Genomic DNA, 19,770 nt, shown 5'->3' on the forward strand with positions numbered 1-19,770 from the left:
ATAGAGCCCTGCTGTATAGGGCAGGCATCATGAAAGAAAAAGGATAACTATGGAACATTACACCGAATTTCTCCCCATCAGCCGGGCCGACATGGAGGCCCGGGGGTGGGACCAGCTGGACTTCGTGGTGGTGGGCGGCGACGCCTATGTGGACCACCCCAGCTTTGGCACCGCCATCATCAGCCGCCTGCTGGAAGCCGAGGGCTACAAGGTGGGCGTGCTGGCTCAGCCCCGCTACACCGACTGCGAGGACTTCAAGCGGTTCGGAAAGCCGAAGTACGGCTTCTTCATCGGCGGCGGCAACGTGGACAGCATGGTGAGTCACTATTCCGTCGCAAAGATCCCCCGCGCGGAGGACGAGTATTCGCCCGGCGGCAAGGGCGGCGCACGGCCCGACCGCAGCGCCACCGTCTACACCAGACTTGCCAAGCAGGCATACCCTGACCTGCCCGTCATTCTGGGCGGTCTGGAAGCCTCGCTCCGCCGTTTTGCCCACTACGACTACTGGCTGGACACCGTCCTGCCCAGCATCGCCGAGGACTCTGGCGCGGACATCATCAGCTTCGGCATGGGGGAACACCAGACCGTGGAAATTGCCCGCCGTCTGGCGGCAGGGGAGCCGGTGGAGAGCATCACCGATGTGGACGGCACCTGTTACCTGACCGACTTTGACCACCTGCCCGAGCGGTATGTGGAGTGCGCGGGCTTCAGGAAGGTCGCCTCCGATAAGGTGGCCTATGCGAAAGCCTGCCGCATCCAGATGGACAATCAGGACGTCGTCAGCGGCAATATCATCGTCCAGAAGCAGAGCGAGAAGTACCTCGTGCAGAACATCCCCGCAAAGCCCCTCGTCCGCTGGGAGCTGGATAAGGTCTACGCTCTGCCTTACACCCGCCGCTACCACCCCATCTACGAGGCCATGGGCGGTGTGCCTGCCATCCGCGAGGTGCAGTTCTCCATCATCCAGAACCGCGGCTGCTTCGGCGGCTGCAATTTCTGCGCCATCCAGCTGCATCAGGGCCGACGCGTCACCAGCCGCAGTGCCGACAGCATCGTGGCCGAAGCAGAGCGGATGACCCACGAGCCGGATTTCAAGGGCTACATCCACGACATCGGCGGCCCCACCGCCAACTTCCGTTTCCCATCCTGCCGCGAGCAGATGCTGCGGGGTATGTGCAACGGCGGCAAGCACTGCCTTGCCCCCACCACCTGCTCCCACATGATCGTGGACCACAGCGATTACCTGAAAATCCTCCGCCGCGTCCGGGAGCTGCCCGGCGTCAAGAAGGTGTTCATCCGCAGCGGCATCCGCTTCGATTACCTGATGGCCGACCCCGATGACACTTTCTTTAAGGAGCTGGTGGAGTACCACGTCTCCGGCCAGCTGAAAGTCGCGCCGGAGCACTGCGCCCCCAACACCCTCGCCTACATGGGGAAGCCGCCGATCGAGACCTTCAACAAGTTCAAGGATAAGTTCTACGAGCTGAGCAGGAAGGCAGGAAAAAAGCAGTACCTCGTGCCGTATCTCATGTCCAGCCACCCGGGCAGCACCCTCAAGGATGCCGTCTATCTGGCCGAATACCTCTACAAGAACCATATGCGTCCCGAGCAGGTGCAGGATTTTTATCCCACGCCCGGCACCGTGAGCACCTGTATGTTCTACACCGGCCTCGACCCCTATACCTTGAAGCCGGTGTTTGTGGAAAAGACCGCGGAGGGCAAGGCGCTTCAGCGCGCCCTGCTCCAGTATTATGAGCCCCGCAACGCCGAAAAGGTCATCAAGGCGCTGAAAATGACCCACCGCGAAGACCTCATCCCCCTGCTGGTTCCCGCTGAGGGCCGCATTGCGGTCCAGCGCTCGGCCCGCAGAGCCGAGGCCGCCGATGTGACCATCCACGGCGACGGCACCTACACCGTCCGGCCCAGAGGCAAGGGCGGCAAGCCGCAGAGCCACTCCGCCGCCCCGGCGGGCCGCAGCCCGGCAGGCCGTCAGCCCAGCCCCGGCGCGCGTTTTGCGCCCCATTCGGCTCCTGCGCGTAAACCGAAAAGCAATCAACAGAAAGAGAATACATCGTGGAAAACTTCAAAAAAGAAAAAGTGACCTCTCAAACGCTCATGAGCCGCCTCGCTGCGCTGGCACTGGCCGCAGCCCTTGCGCTGGGCCTCGTGGGCTGTGACACCTCTTCCATCGTCCCGGGAGGCAGCGGTGACGTCATGCCGAACCCGGCAGCTTCTCAGACCGAAACGACGCCTTCCGACGGGCAGGACGCCGCCTTCCAGATGCACTTCATCGACGTGGGGCAGGCGCTGAGCGTGCTGGTGGAGTGTGACGGACAGTTCATGCTCTACGACGGCGGCAATGTGGACGACGGCAGTCTGGTAGTCTCCTACTTGCAGAGTCAGGGGGTCGAGCAGCTGGAGTATGTCTTCTGCTCCCATGCTCACGAAGACCATGTGGGCGGTCTGGCCGCCGTAATGGCAAAATTCCCGGCGGGGCACGCTTACAGCCCTGTGACCGAGGGCAGCACCAAATGCTTCAACGATTTTGTCAAGTACACCCAGCAGCAGAACCTACAGGTCGAAGTACCTGCCGCAGGCACCCAGTGGGCGCTGGGCAGCGCCACTGTGACCATGCTTGGCCCTGTGGCGCAGTACGATGACACCAACGATACCTCCATCGTCCTGCGCATCGACTACGGTGCGACGAGCTTCCTGCTCACCGGTGATATGGAGGCCGACGCCGAGCGCGACCTCGTGAACAGCGGCGCGAACCTCAAGGTGGATGTCTTACAGGTGGGCCACCACGGCTCCAGCACCAGCACCAGCTACCTGTTTCTGAACGCAGTGCTGCCGGAAATGGGCGTCATCTCCTGCGGCACAGGCAATAAGTACGGCCACCCCCACGAGGAGACGTTAAGCATCCTGCGGGACGCCGGTGTGGACGTCTACCGCACCGACCTGCAAGGCACCATCACCATCGGCAGCGACGGCCAGAACTACACGGTGGCCACCGAACACTTCGCCACCGACGCTGAGCTGAACCCCACCGACCCGGCAGTGTCCAGCACGGCCCAGCAGGCCTACATCGGCAACGTGAACAGCAAAAAGTTCCATCTGCCCAGCTGCGCCAACCTCCCGGCGGAGAAGAACCAGATCCTCTTCTCCAGCTATGATGAGGCCGTGGCCGCAGGCTACAGCCCCTGCTCGAGCTGCATCAAATAACAAAATAGACAAAAGGGAAGCCCCACCGTCCGATGGGGCTTCCCTTTTGTCATAATATCAGCGTCCGCGTCCGGCTCCGCCGCCGTGGCTGCTGCCGCCTCCCATGCCGCCGAAGCCGCCGGAACGACCGCCGCCAAAGCTGCCGCCGCCGCGCCCGGCTCCGCCAAAACCGGAGCCGCCGCCCATACCGCCAAAGCCGCTTCCACCGAAGCCGCCGCCCCGGGGAGGACGAGGCCCCCGGGGGCCTCTCGGGCCGCGAGGGCCGCCATAGAAACCACCGCCGGGGCCGAAGTCATCGTAAGGGCCGCGGGGAGGGCGCGGGCCTCTGTGCCAACGCCGTGCGCCGAACCAGCCAAACGGCCCCCAGAACCAGCCGAAGGAGTGGCCGAGAGGGGTGATAAAGATAAAGAAAACTGCGATGAACAGGATGATATAAGCAAGCATGGAGAAAATGCCGCCGATAAAGCCTTCCCAGATGGAGTAGTGCTTCTGGGGCGGGACAGGCTCGACAGAGGGCCGGGTGGTCTGGGTGTCAGAGCCGTCGGAATAGATGGTCCCGCCGCTCAGAGTGACCCCGTACACCTCTGCGATGGTATTGGCCACATTGGTGGCGCAGGTGAGGACGGCGGCGTCGTACTTCTTGGCGGCGAAATCGTCCTCCATGGTCTGCACGAGGGTGCTTGCCTGATCGGCCAGCAGGGTGCTGCGGAAGCCGTCACCGTAGGTCAGATAGTAGTCGCCGTCGGCGTACTGGTCCGACTGCATCACCAGCAGGATGAGCACGCCGTTGTTCTTGCTGGAACTGCTGATGCCCCAGGTGTTAAACGCTTCAGTGGCGTAGTCCTCGGTGGTGGCGCTGCCGGTGTAGTCCACGGTCAGCACGCCGATCTGTGCGCCATCGCAGCTGGAAGAGAGCTGTGCGTTGATGGTCTCGAGCTCCGAGGTGGTGCTGTTGCTCAGCACACCGGCGTCGTCCACCACGCATTGATCTTTCGGCAGGCTGGGCAGCTGGATGTTGGCAGCCGAAGCCGCCGGTGCAAGCGCCGTGATGCCGACGGTCACGACAAGAAGCAGTGCCGCAATGCGGCGGGAGAATGTTTTCATCGTCTTCATGCGAAAAGTTCCACCTCCTGTATGCCGAACAGCTTACTCAGTACGCTGGCCGGGAAGCCGCCGACGTCTTTCTGGTAACTCTGGACCGCATCGTTATAATGCAGGTTGCTGATGATGGTCTGCGCACTGTTGAACTGGCTGTACTGCCCCTGCACTGCGCCCATCTTCATGGGGTCTGCGGCCTGCTCCTGCAATTTTGCGTAGAGCTGGCCGATGGCTGTGCCAAGCGTCTCGTTCGACTGGTAGAGCATCTGCATCCTGCCGCCGGTGTAAACACTCAGAGAGTCCGGTGCGTGGATCTTGCCATCGGACTGCACCGCCCCGAGGCAGGCGGAAAAAGAGTCCAGCGCAGCCTGTGCCGTCTGCACTTCGGTGCTGTCGGCACCCAGTGTGTTGGACGCGGTGGTGATGATGTTGGCGGCCGTGTTGAGCCGTGTGGTCAATTCCTCATTCAGGGTATAGCCGCTGTCTGCGGCCACGCCAGTGGTGAACCCGTTCTTCACCGTGTCGTACTTTGCCCGGAGCTTCGCCCCGCCAAAGCCGAAAAAGCAGGCCAGCATCACCACGATGCTCAGAGCAGCGGCAACAGCCTGCTTGCCCAGCGCAGCGGGCAGGGCCTTTTCGAGGCCTGCCAGCTTCTGCTGGAAGGGCGTCAGCCGCACTTCCTCCTCGGCGGGCGCTGCGGCGCGATAGCTGGAAGCGTCAAAGCCGCCGGTGGGTCGATTCTGTTGTCTGGAAAAATCTGCGTTTGCCATTTCAGCTCCGGATCTCCATCATCTTCTGTTTCAGCTCGTCTTCGATGCGAGTGAGCTCCTGCTCGGCGGCGGCACGCTTTGCGCGGCCCTCGCTCTGGATCTTGTTCAGCTCGTCCAGCGTCTCGATGAGGCTCTTGTTGGTCTGCTGCAGGGTCTCGATGTCCACGACACCGCGCTGAGACTCCCTGGCCGTCTCGATGGTACCCATTTTGAGGGCGTCGGCGTTCTTTTTCAGCAGCTCGTTGGTCATGTCGGTGACGGCACGTTCGGCCTGCATGGCCTGCTGGCTGTGGGCCAGACCCAGTGCCAGCACCATCTGGTTCTTCCACAGGGGGATGGTGTTGACGATGGTGGACTGTATCTTCTCGGCCATCATGGAGTTATTGTTCTGCAAAAGCCGGATCTGAGGACCCATCTGCAGGCTGATGGTGCGGGTCAGCTCGAGGTCGTAGAGCTTTTTCTCAAAGCGCTCGCACTGGTCGGCCAGATCGCGTGCGGCCTGTGCGTCCTCAGGCAGGCCGGAAGCCTTTGCCTTGTCCATCGCCTGCTGCAGCTCGTGGGCGCGGAAGTCGGCCAGCTTCTTCTTGCCCGCGAGGATATACATGCTCAGCTCTTTGAAATAGGCCATGTTCAGCTCATACATCTTGTCCAGCATCGCAATATCCTTGAGCAGCTGCACCTGATGCTTTTCGAGGGCGGACTGGATGGTCTCGACGTTCGTTTCCGCTTTGCTGTACTTGGTCTTCATGTTGTCGAGCTGGTTGCCCTTTTTCTTGAAGAAGCCGAGGATGCCCTTTTCCTCTTCGGCGGCGTCAAAGTTCTTCAGTTCCCCGATAAGGTCGCTGATCATGCCTCCCACCTCGCCAAGGTCTTTGGTGGACACTTTGGAAAGTGCCGCCTCGGAGAAGTCACCGATCTTCTTCTGGCAGGCGGAGCCGTACTGCAGCACCTGCTGGCTGTTGGTGATGTCGATCTTCTGAGCGAAGGCGTCCACCATCGCCTGCTCCTCGGGGCTGAGCTTGACCTGTTCGGCCTCGGGGGCCGCAGCGGGTTCGGGCTGCTTTTCCTCGGCGGCAGGTGCTTCCACCGGGTCGAGGGTCAGGGTGGGGACAGCGGGTGCGTCTAAGTCAAAATTGAACGTATTATCAGCCATGAGAGATTCCTTCCTTTCCAAATCGATACACGGCCTTGCCCTCTCCGTCAATGCTTCGCATTGCCACCTCTCCCAGAGGGAGAGGCTTTTCCGGGGGCCGGTATGCTGCAAGTTTCCACCAGAGGCTCTCCCTTTGGGAGAGCTGGCGCGTTAGCGCCTGAGAGGGCAAGCCAGTTTTAACTCAGTCCCTGCCCCTTCATCATATTTTGGAGCACCGTCAGATCCGCCGAGAGGTCCATGCTTTCAGCGGCATACAGTGCATCCAGCTGGTTTTCGAATGCAGTGGCGATGGAAGCCGCGTTCCGCTCCACCTCTGCCCGGATCGAAGCGGCATTTTCGCCCCGCACGCCCTGGCGGGCCAGCTTTGCGTACTGCTCCAGTACGTTCACCGCGTCGGGCAGATAGTAGTTTGCAAAGCGGCGTACCTGCTTTGCCTTGGCGGGGCTGGCCTCCACCGTCTCCACGATGGAGCGGCCTGCCTTTTCCATCCGGGTCATGGCGGCGGAAAGCTCCGGGTCGGGCAGGGCCTCGTTCAGCGCGTGGAGGGCATCCAGCTTCTGCTGGATGTCGGCCAGCATCTCGTCCACATCGCCGCTGCCGGTGTGGAAAGGCACTTCATGTTCCACCACCCGGGGCAGGCAGACCTTCTTTGCCGCGCCGAACATCACGGCTGCGCCGCCCAGCGCGATCAGTAGCGCCCACAGCTTATATGCTGGCAGCGCCGCGCACAGCACCGCGAACACCAGCGCCGCCGCATACCACGGCAGGACGCTGGGCTTTTGGGTGCGGATAACTTTGCTCATGCATTTTCTCCTTTCCCGAAGAGGCGCACCGCCCCTTGTACTCTTCCATAATAAATCCTTTTATCCACAAAACGCAAGTGTTTCATGAATAATTTACAGGTTGGAAACGGTTATATAATCTTTGAGGGCCTCGCCCCAGACCTCGCGCAGGGTTTCGGGGCGGCAGGCGGCGTTGGCGGGGCTGGTGCTGGGCAGCTTGACCGCCGGAATGCCGGAGACCGGCAGCAGATATTTGGTATAAATGCGGTGGGCCGTGGCCCCGTTGCAGAACACTGCCTCAATGGGCGCTTTTGCCAAAAGAGATGCAATGTCGTTCGGCACCACGTCCCGGATGGAGGCGTCCGACGCGCCGGTGATGGTGCAGCTTTCCAGCGTGTCCCACAGGGCGAGGCCGTGGCGGAGGATGATGCCCTTTTTGGCCTCGATGTCCTCCCGGGCGGGGACAGGCTCGCCGGTGAGAGCCGCCATCATGGGCCAGAAACGGTTCTGCGGGTGGCCGTAGTAGAAGGCCATCTCCCGGCTTTTGGGGCTGGGCCATGTGCCGAGGATGAGGGCGCGGCTGTTTTCAGAGTAAACGGGTGCGAAGCTCATCGTTCCATCGTCTCCCATGCAGAGCCGAAGCTGCGGTCGGAGGGCTCCGCCTTCGGGCCGTCGAACCACAGCTCTTCAATAAGGGCAGCAAGTCCGTCCTCCCGCACATCGCCGATGATGCGGTCAGCGGCGGCTTTGGCTTCGTCGGTGCCGTTGGACATACAGCAGCCGAGGCCCGCCGCTTTCAGCATCCCCACATCGTTGGCGGAGTCGCCTGCCGCCACGGCCTCGGCGAGGGAGAGGCCCATCTTTTCGCAGAGGTCTGCGAGGCCCGTGCTCTTGTCGATCCCGCCCCGCACGATGTCATAGAAGTGGGAGCCGTCGGGCAGCTGGCCGCCCGTCTGCATGAAGTGAAGGCCGAGGTGGCCGTACTTTTCGTTGAACCGCTCCAGCGCCCCCTCGGGGAAGAGGCAGAACGCCGCGTGAGGCATATCGATGAGATGGCGGTCCTGGTCTTCGCCGTCCACGCAGTCCAGACCGACGCTATTCATCCGATCGTAGTGCTTGTGGAGGATGTCATACTCGCAGTAAACATAGTATGCATCCTTGAAGTTAAATTGCAGCGGGTAGTTGTAGTCCTCACAGAAATCCACCAGCGCGTACATCTCTTCACTGGTCATTGGGTGCTCTGCCACGATGGCACCGTTCTTGTCCACGACGCAGGCACCGTTGCAGGTGATGGCATAGTCGAACCGGATGCCGCCCAGCTGGCCTTTCCGGTTGATGGCTGACCAGGCCCGGCCTGTGCTGAGCACGAATTTTCCCCCGGCGGCCTGAAGCTTCTTCACGGCCTTGACCATGGCCGGACGGGGCTGTTTTTCCCCGAAGGGGACGAGGGTGTTGTCGTAATCGCTTGCGAGAATTTTATATTGCATGGTGTTCTCCTTATATCTATATATAAGCTGAGTATATCACAAAATGGAGGCTTTGTCTCCAAAATAAAAAGCACCTGCACGCTTCTCCGAAGAAAAGGTGCAGGTGCTTTGCAAATACTCAGGCGATGAAGGCCACCACGATTTGGATGCCCACGCCCACAGCGGCGCCGCAGGCCCAGGTCAGGCCGGTGATGAAGAGGTTCTGCTTCCAGGAGGGATTCACCCGCCACAGCACGGCGAGACCCACGCCCGCGCCGGTGCAGAGACCGGCCACGAGGCTCGAGAAGCGGAGTGCGCCCTCGACGTAGAGCTGAGTCATCAGGACGCTGGCGGCACAGTTGGGGACAAGGCCCACCAGTGCGGCCACCACCGGCTGGAAGAAGCCCATCCGGCCCAGCACCGAGGCGAAGACATCCTCGCCGACGCCCTCGACGATGAGGCCGAACACGAGGCTGAACGCGAAGATAAAGACAAAGATCTCGAGGGTGTGGCGGAGCGCGGCCTTCCAGATGGGCTGGGGATGGCCCTCTTCGTCGCTGTGCTCCTCGTGGCAGTCCACCTCGTCGGCGTGGCCGGTGTAGCCGCCGCGCAGGCTGCGGGGCAGGGCCTTGCGGAGGACGAAGTCCAGCAGAAAGCCCACAAAGACAGCGTACACGACTTTGATGACCATCAGCAGGATCAGCTTATCCCAGTAAGCGGGCATGGACACCAGCAGGGGGATAGCCTCGTCGCTGGTGGCGAGATAGACGGCCATCAGCGTACCCAGCGTGATGACGCGGGAGGCGTAGAAGTTGGAGGCGATGGCCGAGAAGCCGCACTGCGGCACACAGCCCAGCACCGCGCCCGGCACCGCACCCCAGCGGCCGCCGCCCGCCAGCAGGGCCTCGATGCGCTCACCGTGGCGGGTCTCGACATATTCAATAAAGAGATAGGCTAAAAACAGGAAGGGGAGCATCTTGGCGGTGTCCACCAGAGTTTCGCTCAGTACATCCAGAAAAAGTTCCATTGTTTGATACCTCGTGATATAAAATAAAGTGAAGATAAAGTTTGTTCTCGCGCCGGTGGCGCGGGGGTAGAGCGCGGTTACGCGGGGCTAAGTTCTCTTTTGCGTGCCAAAAGAGAACCAGAAAACCACCAGCGATTTCGACGCGCTGGACCCACGAGAAAGGGGCTGCTCGCCCCTTTCAGACCCCGAAGGGGAAGTCGAAGTGGAAAAATGCTAGTCGCTTCGCTTAACGCATTTTTCTCACTTCTCCGATTTGCTGCTCCGCAGCTGGTGTTACCTCTCTGCTGACGGTAAAGTTCTGCGAAAGCCTGAAATCTTCGGCGAAGCCGTAAAACGGCGGAGGCTCAAAATGCGGTTAAGAGATCTTCACGCCGAATGGCGTGAATCTCCAGCATTTTGAGTTGGAGCCCACTTCTTTGGAATTGTTAAGGGCGAGCAGCTCTTAACTCGTTGCGGGGAGAGTGGAGTCCAGAGGTAGGGAGGGGGGATTCGAAACACCCCTCCCTATCTCTGGCCCGCGCGGAGCGCAAAGCCATTTGACTGAAAGAGAAAACCAGCCCCGCGCCACCAGCGCGAGAACCAGCTTAAAGAAAAAACCAGCTCTGCCTCTGGCCCGCGCGGAGCGCAAGCCATTTGACCAAAAGAATAAAACCAGCCCCGCGCCGGCGCGCGCAGCCGCCACACCATTTTACGTCTTCACCCAAAATAAACAGAGGGACGAAAAGTGCTTTAGTTGTCTAAATTGCAAATAGGTTGCGTTTTAGGTGCAGGGAAGAGTATACACGGATTCTGCGTGAAATGCAAGACCAAAATGCAATCTTTTTGCATTTTTCTAAAAAGAATGACTCTTAAAACCTTTTTGGAAGAAATTCAATTAAACCCATTGACAATATGGGTATGAGGGAATATAATGCAGACAACAAAACCACACGCCTTGTAGGTAAGTGGGAAACTCGGAAAGGAGGGTACTCAAATGACGCTGATTTGGAAAAGTCTTCTGCACGCCAACTTCCGCTGTGGGCGAATGTACAGCGCCCGGGCCGAGAAACAAACTCTGAGCCATAGCTGTACGGTGCCCTCTATGCCGCGAATGTGCGAGCGAATGTGACGCCCGAGACAGACAAAAGGCTCTGAGCTGAGAACGATTTCTTTGCCCGGCAGACGAAAGGTGAAACTCCCCACGCTGCCGGGCATTTTTATGAGTGAAAATAATACTTTAAGTACAGATAGAGAGGGAAAATACTATGTCTAACTATAAATTTGAGACTCTGCAGCTTCACGTTGGCCAGGAGCAGGCCGATCCCGCTACCGATTCCCGTGCTGTGCCTATCTACCAGACCACTTCTTATGTCTTCCGCAACAGCCAGCACGCCGCTGACCGCTTTGGTCTGGCCGACGCCGGCAACATCTATGGCCGTCTGACCAACTCCACTCAGGATGTGTTCGAGAAGCGCATTGCCGCTCTGGAAGGCGGCGTGGCTGCTCTGGCGACTGCTTCCGGTGCAGCTGCCATCACCTACACCATCGAGGCGCTGGCTCAGGCCGGCGACCACATCGTAGCGCAGAAGACCATCTACGGCGGCAGCTACAACCTGCTGGAGCACACTTTGACCCAGTTCGGCGTCACCACCACCTTCGTGGACGCTCACGATCTGGAAGAGGTCGAGAACGCGATCCAGCCCAACACCAAGGCTGTCTACCTCGAGACTCTGGGCAACCCCAACAGTGATATTCCTGATATTGATGCCATCGCAGCCATCGCTCACAAGCATGGCCTGCCGCTGGTCATTGATAACACCTTCGGCACCCCATACCTGATCCGTCCCATCGAGCATGGCGCTGACATCGTCGTCCACTCCGCTACCAAGTTCATCGGCGGCCACGGCACCACGCTGGGCGGCATCATCGTGGACAGCGGCAAGTTCGACTGGAAGGCCAGCGGCAAGTACGGCAACATCGCCGCTCCCAACCCCAGCTACCACGGCGTGTCCTTCGCTGACGCAGCCGGCCCCGCCGCTTTCGTCACCTACATCCGCGCCATCCTGCTGCGTGATACCGGTGCTGCCATCTCTCCGTTCAACGCCTTCCTGCTGCTGCAGGGTACCGAGACCCTGAGCCTGCGCATTGAGCGCCATGTGGAGAACACCAAGAAGGTCGTCGAGTTCCTGGCCAACCATCCCCAGGTCGAGAAGGTCAACCATCCCTCTCTGCCGGATCACCCCGACCACGCCCTGTATGAGAAGTACTTCCCCAACGGCGGCGCTTCCATCTTCACCTTCAACATCAAGGGCGGCCGTGAGGAAGCATTCAAGTTCATCGACAACCTGAAGGTCTTCTCTCTGCTGGCAAATGTGGCCGACGTCAAGAGTCTGGTCATCCATCCGGCTTCCACCACTCACAGCCAGCTGACCGATGAGGAGCTGGCCGAGCAGCAGATCTACCAGAACACCATCCGCCTGTCCATCGGCACCGAGCACATCGACGACATCATCGCTGACCTCGAGGCAGGCTTCGCAGCTGTCCGCGGCGAGTGATTCTCCGGCACTTCCGTCCCCCGGAAGCATAAAAATGCTATTCTCTCCTCCATTCTCCTGAATTGCATAATATAGCAGCCAGCCGCCCTGTTACCTTGCAGGGCGGCTGGCTTGCTGTTTGCGGAATGACTGCCTGGCTCAGTGTGCAGGCAGTCATTCCGTTTTATATAAAACCACCCCCGCACAACTTGCGCCGCGCGGGGGTATGAGGGGAGAGGATGTTTCAGGAATTATTCGCTGCCGGTGGTGCCGGGGTTCAGCAGGGGAGCGGGCTTGTTTTTCATATCGGCCCGCACATTGTACCATGCGGTGGACAGCTCCGATTCTTCCAGATAAAAGCGGAAAGCGAAGTCGTACTACTGCCTGAAACCTGTGCGAGAGGGATGAACACCAGCCGCCCCCGGGGGCTGTACGCCGCCCCTGCCACGCAGCCGTAGAGAAAAAAGAGCATCACCGCCACTGCCGCCGCCAGAAGCAGCAGCCCCCGGTGGTGGAACGACCAAATGCGATGCCCGGGCCGCTGACGCTGCATACAAGACCCCTCCTTTTGTGGTTTGGGCCATCTTATGCCTGTCAGGGTGCGGCTGTGCGATTGTGCCGGGCCGAAGAGTGTGGTACACTATAGCCATCGAGATTTTTTGTGATACGGAGAAACTTTATGCTGACCATTACACTGCTGGGTACAGCGGCCACCATGCCCCTGCCCGACCGCGCCCTCACGGCGGCGGTGGCCGAATGCGGAGGACACAGCCTCCTGTTCGACTGCGGCGAGGGGACCCAGACTGCCGCCCGCCGGGCCGGAGTCAATCTGATGAAGATGGACGCCGTCTGCCTGACCCATTACCACGGCGACCACATCTTCGGCCTGCCGGGGCTGCTGCAGACGCTGGGCTGTCAGGGCCGCACCCGCCCGCTGGCGCTGTACGGGCCGAAGGGGCTCGGCGAAGTCTGGGCGGCCCTGCGGGTGCTGACGGGGCCTCTGCCGTACCCGGTCTGCCCCGAGGTGCTGGACGCCCCGGCGGCGCTCTGCGAAAAATTCGGCGGCTGGCCCCAGGGCGCGAAGCTCACGCCGGTGCCGACCCGCCACCGTGTCGTCAGTCAGGGTTACCGACTCGATCTGCCCCGGGCCGGACGGTTCTCACCCGAACAGGCGCGGGCGTTGGGCGTACCGGTAAAGCAGTGGAAGACGCTCCAGCACGGCGAGAGCATCACGCTGGACGGTGGACGTGTCATCCGGCCGGAAGCCGTCCTCGGCCCGGCCCGGCAGGGGCTGAGTTTTGTCTTCTCGGGCGACACCGCCCCCTGTCCGGCATTGGAAAAGGCCGCAGCGGGTGCGGACCTTCTGTTCTGCGACTCCACCTATGCTCTGCCGGAGCAGGCCGCGCAGGCCAAACAGTACGGCCACAGCACCTTCGGGCAGAGCGCAGCCCTCGCCGCCAAAGCGGGCGCGAAGCGGCTCTGGCTCGTCCACTATTCGCCCATGATCACCGACCCGGAAGAAGAGCTGGCCCAGGCGCAGAGCCTCTTCCCGGCGGCAGAGTGCGGCTATGACGGCAAGAGCATCACCCTGCAATATGAGGAGGCCGAAGAATGAACATCACCATAGAACCCGGCGCCTCCGCCCTGCTGGACGCGCTGCACCGGGCAGGTTTTGCGGCCTACGCCGTGGGCGGCTGTATCCGGGACAGTCTGCTGGGCCTTGCGCCCCACGACTGGGACCTCTGCACCGCCGCCCGCCCGGAGCAGGTGATGGAGCTGTTCGGAGAAAAGCAGTGCATCCCCACCGGCTTGCAGCATGGTACCGTGACTGTGAAGCGGGACGGCAGGCTCTACGAGATCACCACCTTCCGCACCGAGGGCAGTTATTCCGATGGCCGCCACCCCGACAGCGTGGCCTTTGTACCCGACGTCCGGGAGGACCTGGCCCGGCGGGACTTCACCATCAACGCCATGGCCTACAGCGCCGAAGAGGGCTTGTGCGACCCCTTTGGCGGGCAGGAAGATCTGGCCCGGGGGGTGGTGCGGGCCGTCGGCGAGCCGCTGCGCCGCTTTGAAGAAGACGCTCTGCGCATCCTGCGTCTCTACCGCTTTGCGGCCCGGTTCGGTTTTGTGATCGACGAGGCCACCGAAGCGGCGGCGAAGCAGCTGGCCGCCCACCTCGACTGCGTGTCGGTGGAGCGCATCGAAGAAGAGCTGAACAAGCTTCTGTCCGCCCCGAAGCCGGGGGCGTATCTGGAGCCGGAGGTGCTGGCCTTCGTCCTGCCGGAACTGCCGCCCGACGATCTGTCGGAAGCCCGTGAGATCATAGATGCCCTTCCGGCAGGAGCAGAGGAAGTGACCGCCCGCTGGGCGGCGCTGCTTCTGCCGCTGGGGGAGGATGGAACACGAAAGGCGCTGAAACGCTTGAAATGCTCCAATGCTGTGATAGATGGAGTATCAACACTTGTGAAGGAGAAAGCTCCCCGCACTCCTGCGCTGCCGCTTCAAGCCAAACGACTTCTCGGCAAATACGACCTCCACACCGTGCAGCAGCTGGCTGCCCTTTGGAGCGCTCTTCGACCGGAAAGAAAAGATGAATTTACCGCCTTACAAAAAGAGGCCGGGACGCTGACCGCCCAAAGCGCCTGCTGCCGCGTCTCCCAGCTGGCCGTGAATGGCCGCGATCTGATGGCGGCGGGCGTCGCGCCCGGGCCGGGCCTGCGCCGCGTGCTGGAAGCGCTGCTGGAAGAGGTCATCACCGGGCGGCTGCTCAACGAAAAAGCGGAACTTCTGGCCTTTGCGGCCAAATTTTCTGCGTCTTGACAAGAGAAAGAAGCTGCGGTAGTATTATACTACTGTTTTAGTATGTTATAACAGAAGAGGAACAGAATGACAGAAACACAGAACACTTCCCGCCGCCCCGGGGCGCTCATCGCCATGAGCGGCGGTGTGGACAGCTCGGTGGCGGCATGGCTCATGCAGAGGGACGGTTTCGACTGCACCGGCGTCACCATGCGCCTCACCCGCAACGAGGCCGTGAACACCGAGGGTCTGCACACCTGCTGCTCGGAGCGGGACATTGAGGACGCCGCCGAGGTGGCCTATGCGATGGATATTCCCTACGAGGTGCTGGATTTTACGGCAGACTTTCAGGAAAAGATCATCGACAAATTCATCCGGGTCTACGAGGCCGGCGGTACGCCCAATCCCTGCATCGACTGCAACAGATATATGAAGTTCGATCACCTGCTCCGCTGGGCGGAAGCGCACGGGCTGGACTATGTGGTCACGGGCCATTATGCCCGGGTGGAGCAGGACGAGGCCACGGGCCGCTGGCTGCTCAAAAAGGGTCTGGACGAGAACAAAGACCAGAGCTATGTGCTCTACAACCTCACGCAGGAGCAGCTGGCTCATGTCCGCCTGCCGCTGGGTGGTCTGCACAAGAGCGAAGTGCGCGCCATCGCCGAGCAGCAGCACTTCGTGAACGCCCGCAAGCACGACAGTCAGGACATCTGCTTCGTGCCGGACGGCGACTACGCCCGCTTTATGGAGGATTTCACCGGCAAGCACTACCCGGCGGGCGATTTCCTCGACATCGGCGGCAGAAAGGTAGGCACCCACAGCGGCGCTGTGCGGTACACCATCGGCCAGCGGAAGGGTCTGGGCCTCGCCATGGGCGCACCGGTCTACGTCTGCGCCAAGGATATGCAGGCCAACACGGTCACGGTCGGCCCGGAGTCGGAGCTGTTCGATACCATCGTCTATGCGAACGAAGTGAACTGGATCGCCATCCCGGAGCTGAAAGGCCCCCTGCGGGTGACGGCCCGCACCCGTTATCATCAGACCGAACAGCCTGCCACCGTCTACCCGGCAGGGCCGGACAGCTTCCGTCTGGAATTTGACCAGCCTCAGCGCGCCCCCACCCCGGGGCAGGCCGTCGTGCTGTATCAGGGCGATGTCGTCCTCGGAGGCGGCACCATTACACAGGTGGCGAAGGGATAAGGGGGAGCGGCCCGGCCCTCTCAGGCGCTTCGCGCCAGAGCCTATTGCCTGACCGCTGCATTCTGGCTCTCCCTTTGGGAGAGCTGTCACCGAAGGTGACTGAGAGGGCAAGCCCGTGACTGTAAAAAGCAGAACCTAAAGGAGAAATGATATGCAAGACCAGTATTCCCGCACCCAGATGCTGCTGGGCGCGGAAGCAATGACCAAACTGCACGATTCCCGCGTAGCCGTGTTCGGCGTGGGCGGCGTGGGCGGCTACACCGTCGAGGCGCTGGCCCGCAGCGGCGTGGGGGCTCTCGACCTGATCGACGATGACAAAGTCTGCCTCACCAACCTGAACCGCCAGATCATCGCCACCCACAAGACGGTGGGCAGGTTCAAGGTGGATGTGGCCGAAGAGCGCGTCCACGACATCGACCCCAACATCAAGGTCACCACCTACAAGACCTTCTTTGGCCCCGAGACGCAGGACAGCTTCGATTTCAGCCAGTTCGACTACGTGGTGGACGCCATCGACACTGTCACCGGTAAAATTGCGCTGGTCATGAAGTGCAAGGAGGCGGGTGTCCCCATCATCTGCTCCATGGGTGCAGGCAACAAGATGGACCCTACCCGCTTCGAGGTCACGGATATTTATAAGACTTCCGTCTGCCCGCTGGCCAAGGTCATGCGCACCGAGTGCCGCAAGCGCCGCATCAAGCACCTGAAAGTCGTTTACTCCCGGGAGCCTGTCATGACTCCCATCGAGGATGACTCCATCAGCTGCAAAGACCACTGCATCTGCCCTCCGGGTACCCAGCGCAAGTGTACCATCCGCCGCTCTGTTCCCGGCTCGAACGCCTTTGTCCCGTCGGTCGTGGGCCTCATCATCGGCGGCGAGGTGGTGAAGGACCTCGTGGGCTTTGTCCCCATGAAGGGCTGATATTGTAAAAGCAAAAACCAGTGCATCAAAGATGCACTGGTTTTTTGTTATTCACGAGATAATCTTCTCTGCGCCAGCCCAAAGCCGACGGCGCTTGCCGCAAAGACGGCGTAATAGCTGGCCAGCCGGTAGAACATCAGCAGGCTCATGGACGAAGCATCGGGGAGGAAGCTGCTGTACACCAGCAGGAAGGCCGTCTCCACCGAGCCCATGCCCGCCACGTTGGGCAGGGCGTTGGAGACGAAGAGGGTCAGCGACGTCAGGAGCTGCACCTGCCAGAAGGCCAGTCCGGTATCCAGCCCCATGAACCGCAGCCCCATCCAGGGCAGGCAGAAGAGCAGGAACAGCTTGACGAGATGCACGCCCAGAATGGCGGCACAGCGGGGCTTGTCCGCCAGCAGATGGCGGCTCTCGGTGCTCAGGGTGTCCAGCTGCTCCAGCCAGCTTTCCCGGCGCTCGGCCCAGCGGCCCGTGTCGGGCAGAAAATGCAGCAGCCAGCGGGCCAGACGCTGCACCACCGGCAGGGCGCAGAGGGCGATGAGCCCCACGATGACGCCCGCCACGACAGCGTAGGCCCCGGGCAGATACCGCAGCACGCCGTCGGAGTGGGCCGCCATCCAGGGACGGCCCGCCAGAAGCAGCACGGTGGCGTAAAGCAGGACGGCAGTCTTGTGGAAGACGTATTGCAGGGTCATCAGCCCCACGCCGGGGCCGACGTCCAGTCCGCGCCGGTGGAGATACCACGTCTGAAACGGCACCGACCCTGCGCCGAGGCCCACCACATTGCCGAAGGTCCCCATCCATGCGTTGTCGATGCCCTGCCGCAGCGGGAAATGGGGCAGACGGCTGCGGACGATGAGCCAGCTGGATACGCCCTCGAGAAGCGGGTAGCTCAGGCCCACGGCCAGTGCCAGCAGCCCCTGTCCGAGGGTGAGCCGGCTCAGCGCCTCGGAGATCTCGGCCCAGTGCTCCCGGAAGATGAACACCACGATGCCGGTCAGCAGGGCCAGAACGCCCAGCGAGAGCAGGGTCTTTCGGCGCGAAGGGGCGGGGGAGGCGGACGAACTCATGCAGGGACTCCTTTCGAATTTCAACAAAAAACGGACTGGGATAAACTCTTGGGAGAGTATATCACAGTCCGGAGGTGTGTTTGTGAACAACTGCCAAATTTTTTGCCTCAGTTTCGGCAGAATGATAAAGAACGGGGAGCTTATTCGCCGGTGAGCTCCTTTACAGCTTGTTGTAAACTATCGGAAAACGCCTGCTTGGAGTAATGACTCTCGTAAAGCTCACGGCAGGCGGGGCGCATGGCAGCAAGCTTTTCCGGGTGCTCGATGGCCCAGGCCAGCCGCTCGGCCAGCTTTTCGGGGTCGTCGTCCTCGTAGACGAAACCGTCCACGCCCTCGGTGATGAGCCCGGCGGTGCCGGTGTGCTCCGACACGATGGCGGGCTTGCCGAAGATGAGGCCCTCCGTGACGAAAGTAGGCATGGGGTCGTCGCGGGAGGCGCAGACGAGGCAGGTACACTGGGCCATCAGGCTCTTGATCTCGTCGCGGGTGAGCCGCTTGACGTAAAAGACGTTGTCGGGGCAGTCAGCGGTCAGGCTCCGCACGGCGTCCATCATCTCAGCCTCTGCGGCCTTGCCCACGAAGAGGAAGGATGCCTTCTTCATGGTCTCAGGCGGCAGCAGCCGGATGGCCTTGCAGAAGATGTCCTGGCCTTTCCGGTTCTCGAAGGAACCCACGGTGGCGAACAGAGGCCGCCCGCCCGCATAGCTCAGATCGTAGTGGGAGAACTTCTCGGCGGCGTAGTCCGGCAGGCCGTAGATGAGGGGCCGGATGTTGAACTCCGGCCGCACCGAGTGCATGGCGTTGGCGGCGTGGCTGCCGACGGAGTAGAGCCGGATGTTTTCGCCCAGCTCTCTGGGGATCTGGTGGGCGATGTGGGGGTAGCCTGCAAAGGCATCGTGGAGCCACCAGAGCACCGGCACCCGCGCACCGCTCAGGGCGCGGACGGCCCGGGCCTCCACGACGGTGTTGGCCAGAACGAGGTCGGCGCAGAGGGCCAGCCCCCAGAGCAGGGGCGACTGGACACAGCCCTTGCGGGTGATGACGGTAGCTCCCGCCTCGAGGAAAAGCGGCATGGAGCCGCCGTCCTCAGGGCCGAGGACGACCACTTCGTAGCCCATGCTGCGCAGCACCGGCACGGCGCTCACCAGCACGATGGGCGCACCGGTCATGTCCAGCAGGTGGCTCATGATAAAGACGCGCTTCCCCTTTACAGACCAGACGTCTTCGGCGCAGATGTCCCGCTCATAGTGGGCCAGCGCCAGCGGGAGACAGACGTGGCTGCGGCGGAGCTTCGCCGCCAGCGTCAGCAGTTCGACGGGATTTTCCGGGTCGCGGGCTTCCGCCTGACAGCGGCGCAGCAGCTCCCGGGAGACGAGGGCGCAGCCCGGGCAGGCTGCAAAGCCCTGACTGTGGTAGAGGGTGGTGACGCCCGAGTAGCCGAAGACGGCGTCGCTGGTGACGTAGTCTGCGCCGCTGCGCAGTGCGTCCGCAAAGCAGGAAAGGGCCGTGGGCATCAGGAAAAGGTCTTCCCTGACCAGAAGCACACCGACGGCGCTGCCAAGGGTTTCGGGGCGGAGGCTGTCCGTCAATAAAAATTTGCGGTGGAGCTGGTCCTGCAGGGAAGCTTTCAGGGAGGCGTTCCGTCCCGGCGCATAGACGCCGAGAAAAACTTCCTGGGTGTCGAGATATTCCTGTTTGGCGAGCTGAGCCCGCTGCAGAGTGGTATAACTGCTGTACATCGTATC

Annotated in this window: 16 protein-coding genes; 7 read left to right on the forward strand and 9 right to left on the reverse strand. The window is 61.4% G+C overall.

The features are described 5' to 3' along the window. Nucleotides 1-49: 49 nt before the first annotated feature. Both F3G95_RS01790 and F3G95_RS01795 read left to right on the forward strand, forming a co-directional pair. On the forward strand, nt 50-2,101 hold the full coding sequence (locus F3G95_RS01790; protein WP_149793553.1) for a YgiQ family radical SAM protein: 2,052 nt from the start codon (nt 50-52) through the stop codon (nt 2,099-2,101). Further along, nucleotides 2,074-3,222 (forward strand): MBL fold metallo-hydrolase, encoded by a 1,149-nt coding sequence (locus tag F3G95_RS01795; protein ID WP_149793554.1) that lies wholly within the window; start codon nt 2,074-2,076, stop codon nt 3,220-3,222. The genes F3G95_RS01790 and F3G95_RS01795 overlap by 28 nt, the downstream gene beginning before the upstream one ends. Before the next feature lie 57 nt (nt 3,223-3,279). Here the strand turns inward: F3G95_RS01795 and F3G95_RS01800 are convergent, their stop codons facing one another. The 7 genes from F3G95_RS01800 to F3G95_RS01830 all read right to left on the reverse strand — a co-directional run bounded on the left by F3G95_RS01800 (nt 3,280) and on the right by F3G95_RS01830 (nt 9,518). Continuing rightward, the gene (locus F3G95_RS01800; RefSeq protein ID WP_149793555.1) at nt 3,280-4,335 is read right to left on the reverse strand and encodes a TPM domain-containing protein; all 1,056 of its coding nucleotides are present in this window, start codon (nt 4,333-4,335) and stop codon (nt 3,280-3,282) included. Further along, nucleotides 4,332-5,090, reverse strand: coding sequence for a LemA family protein (locus F3G95_RS01805; RefSeq protein ID WP_149793557.1), 759 nt, complete (start codon nt 5,088-5,090; stop codon nt 4,332-4,334). The genes F3G95_RS01800 and F3G95_RS01805 overlap by 4 nt, the downstream gene beginning before the upstream one ends. A gap of 1 nt (nt 5,091) precedes the next feature. Then, nucleotides 5,092-6,243: a toxic anion resistance protein gene (locus F3G95_RS01810; RefSeq protein WP_149793558.1), complete on the reverse strand. Its 1,152-nt coding sequence runs from the start codon at nt 6,241-6,243 to the stop codon at nt 5,092-5,094. Nucleotides 6,244-6,419: 176 nt separating this feature from the next. Beyond that, complete coding sequence (locus tag F3G95_RS01815; protein ID WP_149793559.1) at nt 6,420-7,046, reverse strand: 5-bromo-4-chloroindolyl phosphate hydrolysis family protein; 627 nt, start codon at nt 7,044-7,046, stop codon at nt 6,420-6,422. A 93-nt stretch (nt 7,047-7,139) separates the two neighbouring features. After that, entirely contained in the window at nt 7,140-7,637 is a 498-nt protein-coding gene (locus F3G95_RS01820; protein ID WP_149793560.1) for a DNA-deoxyinosine glycosylase, read from the reverse strand. Further along, nucleotides 7,634-8,512 (reverse strand): HAD family hydrolase, encoded by an 879-nt coding sequence (locus F3G95_RS01825; protein ID WP_149793561.1) that lies wholly within the window; start codon nt 8,510-8,512, stop codon nt 7,634-7,636. Before F3G95_RS01825 ends, F3G95_RS01820 begins: the two co-directional genes overlap by 4 nt. Before the next feature lie 118 nt (nt 8,513-8,630). Next, nucleotides 8,631-9,518, reverse strand: a complete 888-nt coding sequence (locus F3G95_RS01830) for a putative manganese transporter (RefSeq protein ID WP_149793563.1) — start codon at nt 9,516-9,518, stop codon at nt 8,631-8,633. 1,244 nt (nt 9,519-10,762) lie between these two features. Here F3G95_RS01830 and F3G95_RS01835 point away from each other — a divergent pair. The 5 genes from F3G95_RS01835 to F3G95_RS01855 all read left to right on the forward strand — a co-directional run bounded on the left by F3G95_RS01835 (nt 10,763) and on the right by F3G95_RS01855 (nt 16,955). Beyond that, nucleotides 10,763-12,052: an O-acetylhomoserine aminocarboxypropyltransferase/cysteine synthase family protein gene (locus F3G95_RS01835; RefSeq protein ID WP_149793565.1), complete on the forward strand. Its 1,290-nt coding sequence runs from the start codon at nt 10,763-10,765 to the stop codon at nt 12,050-12,052. Between the two features lie 658 nt (nt 12,053-12,710). Beyond that, entirely contained in the window at nt 12,711-13,646 is a 936-nt protein-coding gene (locus tag F3G95_RS01840; protein WP_149793567.1) for a ribonuclease Z, read from the forward strand. Further along, entirely contained in the window at nt 13,643-14,854 is a 1,212-nt protein-coding gene (locus F3G95_RS01845) for a CCA tRNA nucleotidyltransferase (RefSeq protein ID WP_149793568.1), read from the forward strand. Before F3G95_RS01840 ends, F3G95_RS01845 begins: the two co-directional genes overlap by 4 nt. A gap of 66 nt (nt 14,855-14,920) precedes the next feature. Continuing rightward, a complete protein-coding gene (mnmA, locus tag F3G95_RS01850) occupies nt 14,921-16,033 on the forward strand; it encodes a tRNA 2-thiouridine(34) synthase MnmA (protein ID WP_149793569.1) in 1,113 nt (370 codons plus the stop codon). Nucleotides 16,034-16,184: 151 nt separating this feature from the next. Continuing rightward, nucleotides 16,185-16,955: a tRNA threonylcarbamoyladenosine dehydratase gene (locus F3G95_RS01855; RefSeq protein ID WP_149793570.1), complete on the forward strand. Its 771-nt coding sequence runs from the start codon at nt 16,185-16,187 to the stop codon at nt 16,953-16,955. 47 nt (nt 16,956-17,002) lie between these two features. Here the strand turns inward: F3G95_RS01855 and F3G95_RS01860 are convergent, their stop codons facing one another. Both F3G95_RS01860 and F3G95_RS01865 read right to left on the reverse strand, forming a co-directional pair. Continuing rightward, nucleotides 17,003-18,025 (reverse strand): lysylphosphatidylglycerol synthase transmembrane domain-containing protein, encoded by a 1,023-nt coding sequence (locus F3G95_RS01860; protein WP_149793571.1) that lies wholly within the window; start codon nt 18,023-18,025, stop codon nt 17,003-17,005. A 140-nt stretch (nt 18,026-18,165) separates the two neighbouring features. Next, the gene (locus F3G95_RS01865; RefSeq protein ID WP_149793573.1) at nt 18,166-19,764 is read right to left on the reverse strand and encodes a glycosyltransferase; all 1,599 of its coding nucleotides are present in this window, start codon (nt 19,762-19,764) and stop codon (nt 18,166-18,168) included. Between the last annotated feature and the right edge of the window lie 6 nt (nt 19,765-19,770).

The sequence above is a fragment of the Faecalibacterium sp. Marseille-P9312 genome, assembly GCF_902497445.1.
GTDB lineage: Bacteria > Bacillota > Clostridia > Oscillospirales > Ruminococcaceae > Faecalibacterium > Faecalibacterium longum.

Excerpts from the sequence above, each read along its gene's own strand:
- F3G95_RS01840 (WP_149793567.1), top strand. The coding sequence starts at position 12,711 with ATGCTGACCATTACACTGCTGGGTACAGCGGCCACCATGCCCCTGCCC.
- F3G95_RS01805 (WP_149793557.1), bottom strand. The coding sequence starts at position 5,090 with ATGGCAAACGCAGATTTTTCCAGACAACAGAATCGACCCACCGGCGGC.
- F3G95_RS01815 (WP_149793559.1), bottom strand. The coding sequence starts at position 7,046 with ATGAGCAAAGTTATCCGCACCCAAAAGCCCAGCGTCCTGCCGTGGTAT.
- F3G95_RS01810 (WP_149793558.1), bottom strand. The coding sequence starts at position 6,243 with ATGGCTGATAATACGTTCAATTTTGACTTAGACGCACCCGCTGTCCCC.
- F3G95_RS01825 (WP_149793561.1), bottom strand. The coding sequence starts at position 8,512 with ATGCAATATAAAATTCTCGCAAGCGATTACGACAACACCCTCGTCCCC.
- F3G95_RS01865 (WP_149793573.1), bottom strand. The coding sequence starts at position 19,764 with ATGTACAGCAGTTATACCACTCTGCAGCGGGCTCAGCTCGCCAAACAG.
- F3G95_RS01800 (WP_149793555.1), bottom strand. The coding sequence starts at position 4,335 with ATGAAGACGATGAAAACATTCTCCCGCCGCATTGCGGCACTGCTTCTT.
- F3G95_RS01820 (WP_149793560.1), bottom strand. The coding sequence starts at position 7,637 with ATGAGCTTCGCACCCGTTTACTCTGAAAACAGCCGCGCCCTCATCCTC.
- F3G95_RS01790 (WP_149793553.1), top strand. The coding sequence starts at position 50 with ATGGAACATTACACCGAATTTCTCCCCATCAGCCGGGCCGACATGGAG.
- F3G95_RS01855 (WP_149793570.1), top strand. The coding sequence starts at position 16,185 with ATGCAAGACCAGTATTCCCGCACCCAGATGCTGCTGGGCGCGGAAGCA.
- F3G95_RS01830 (WP_149793563.1), bottom strand. The coding sequence starts at position 9,518 with ATGGAACTTTTTCTGGATGTACTGAGCGAAACTCTGGTGGACACCGCC.
- F3G95_RS01845 (WP_149793568.1), top strand. The coding sequence starts at position 13,643 with ATGAACATCACCATAGAACCCGGCGCCTCCGCCCTGCTGGACGCGCTG.
- F3G95_RS01835 (WP_149793565.1), top strand. The coding sequence starts at position 10,763 with ATGTCTAACTATAAATTTGAGACTCTGCAGCTTCACGTTGGCCAGGAG.
- F3G95_RS01860 (WP_149793571.1), bottom strand. The coding sequence starts at position 18,025 with ATGAGTTCGTCCGCCTCCCCCGCCCCTTCGCGCCGAAAGACCCTGCTC.
- mnmA (WP_149793569.1), top strand. The coding sequence starts at position 14,921 with ATGACAGAAACACAGAACACTTCCCGCCGCCCCGGGGCGCTCATCGCC.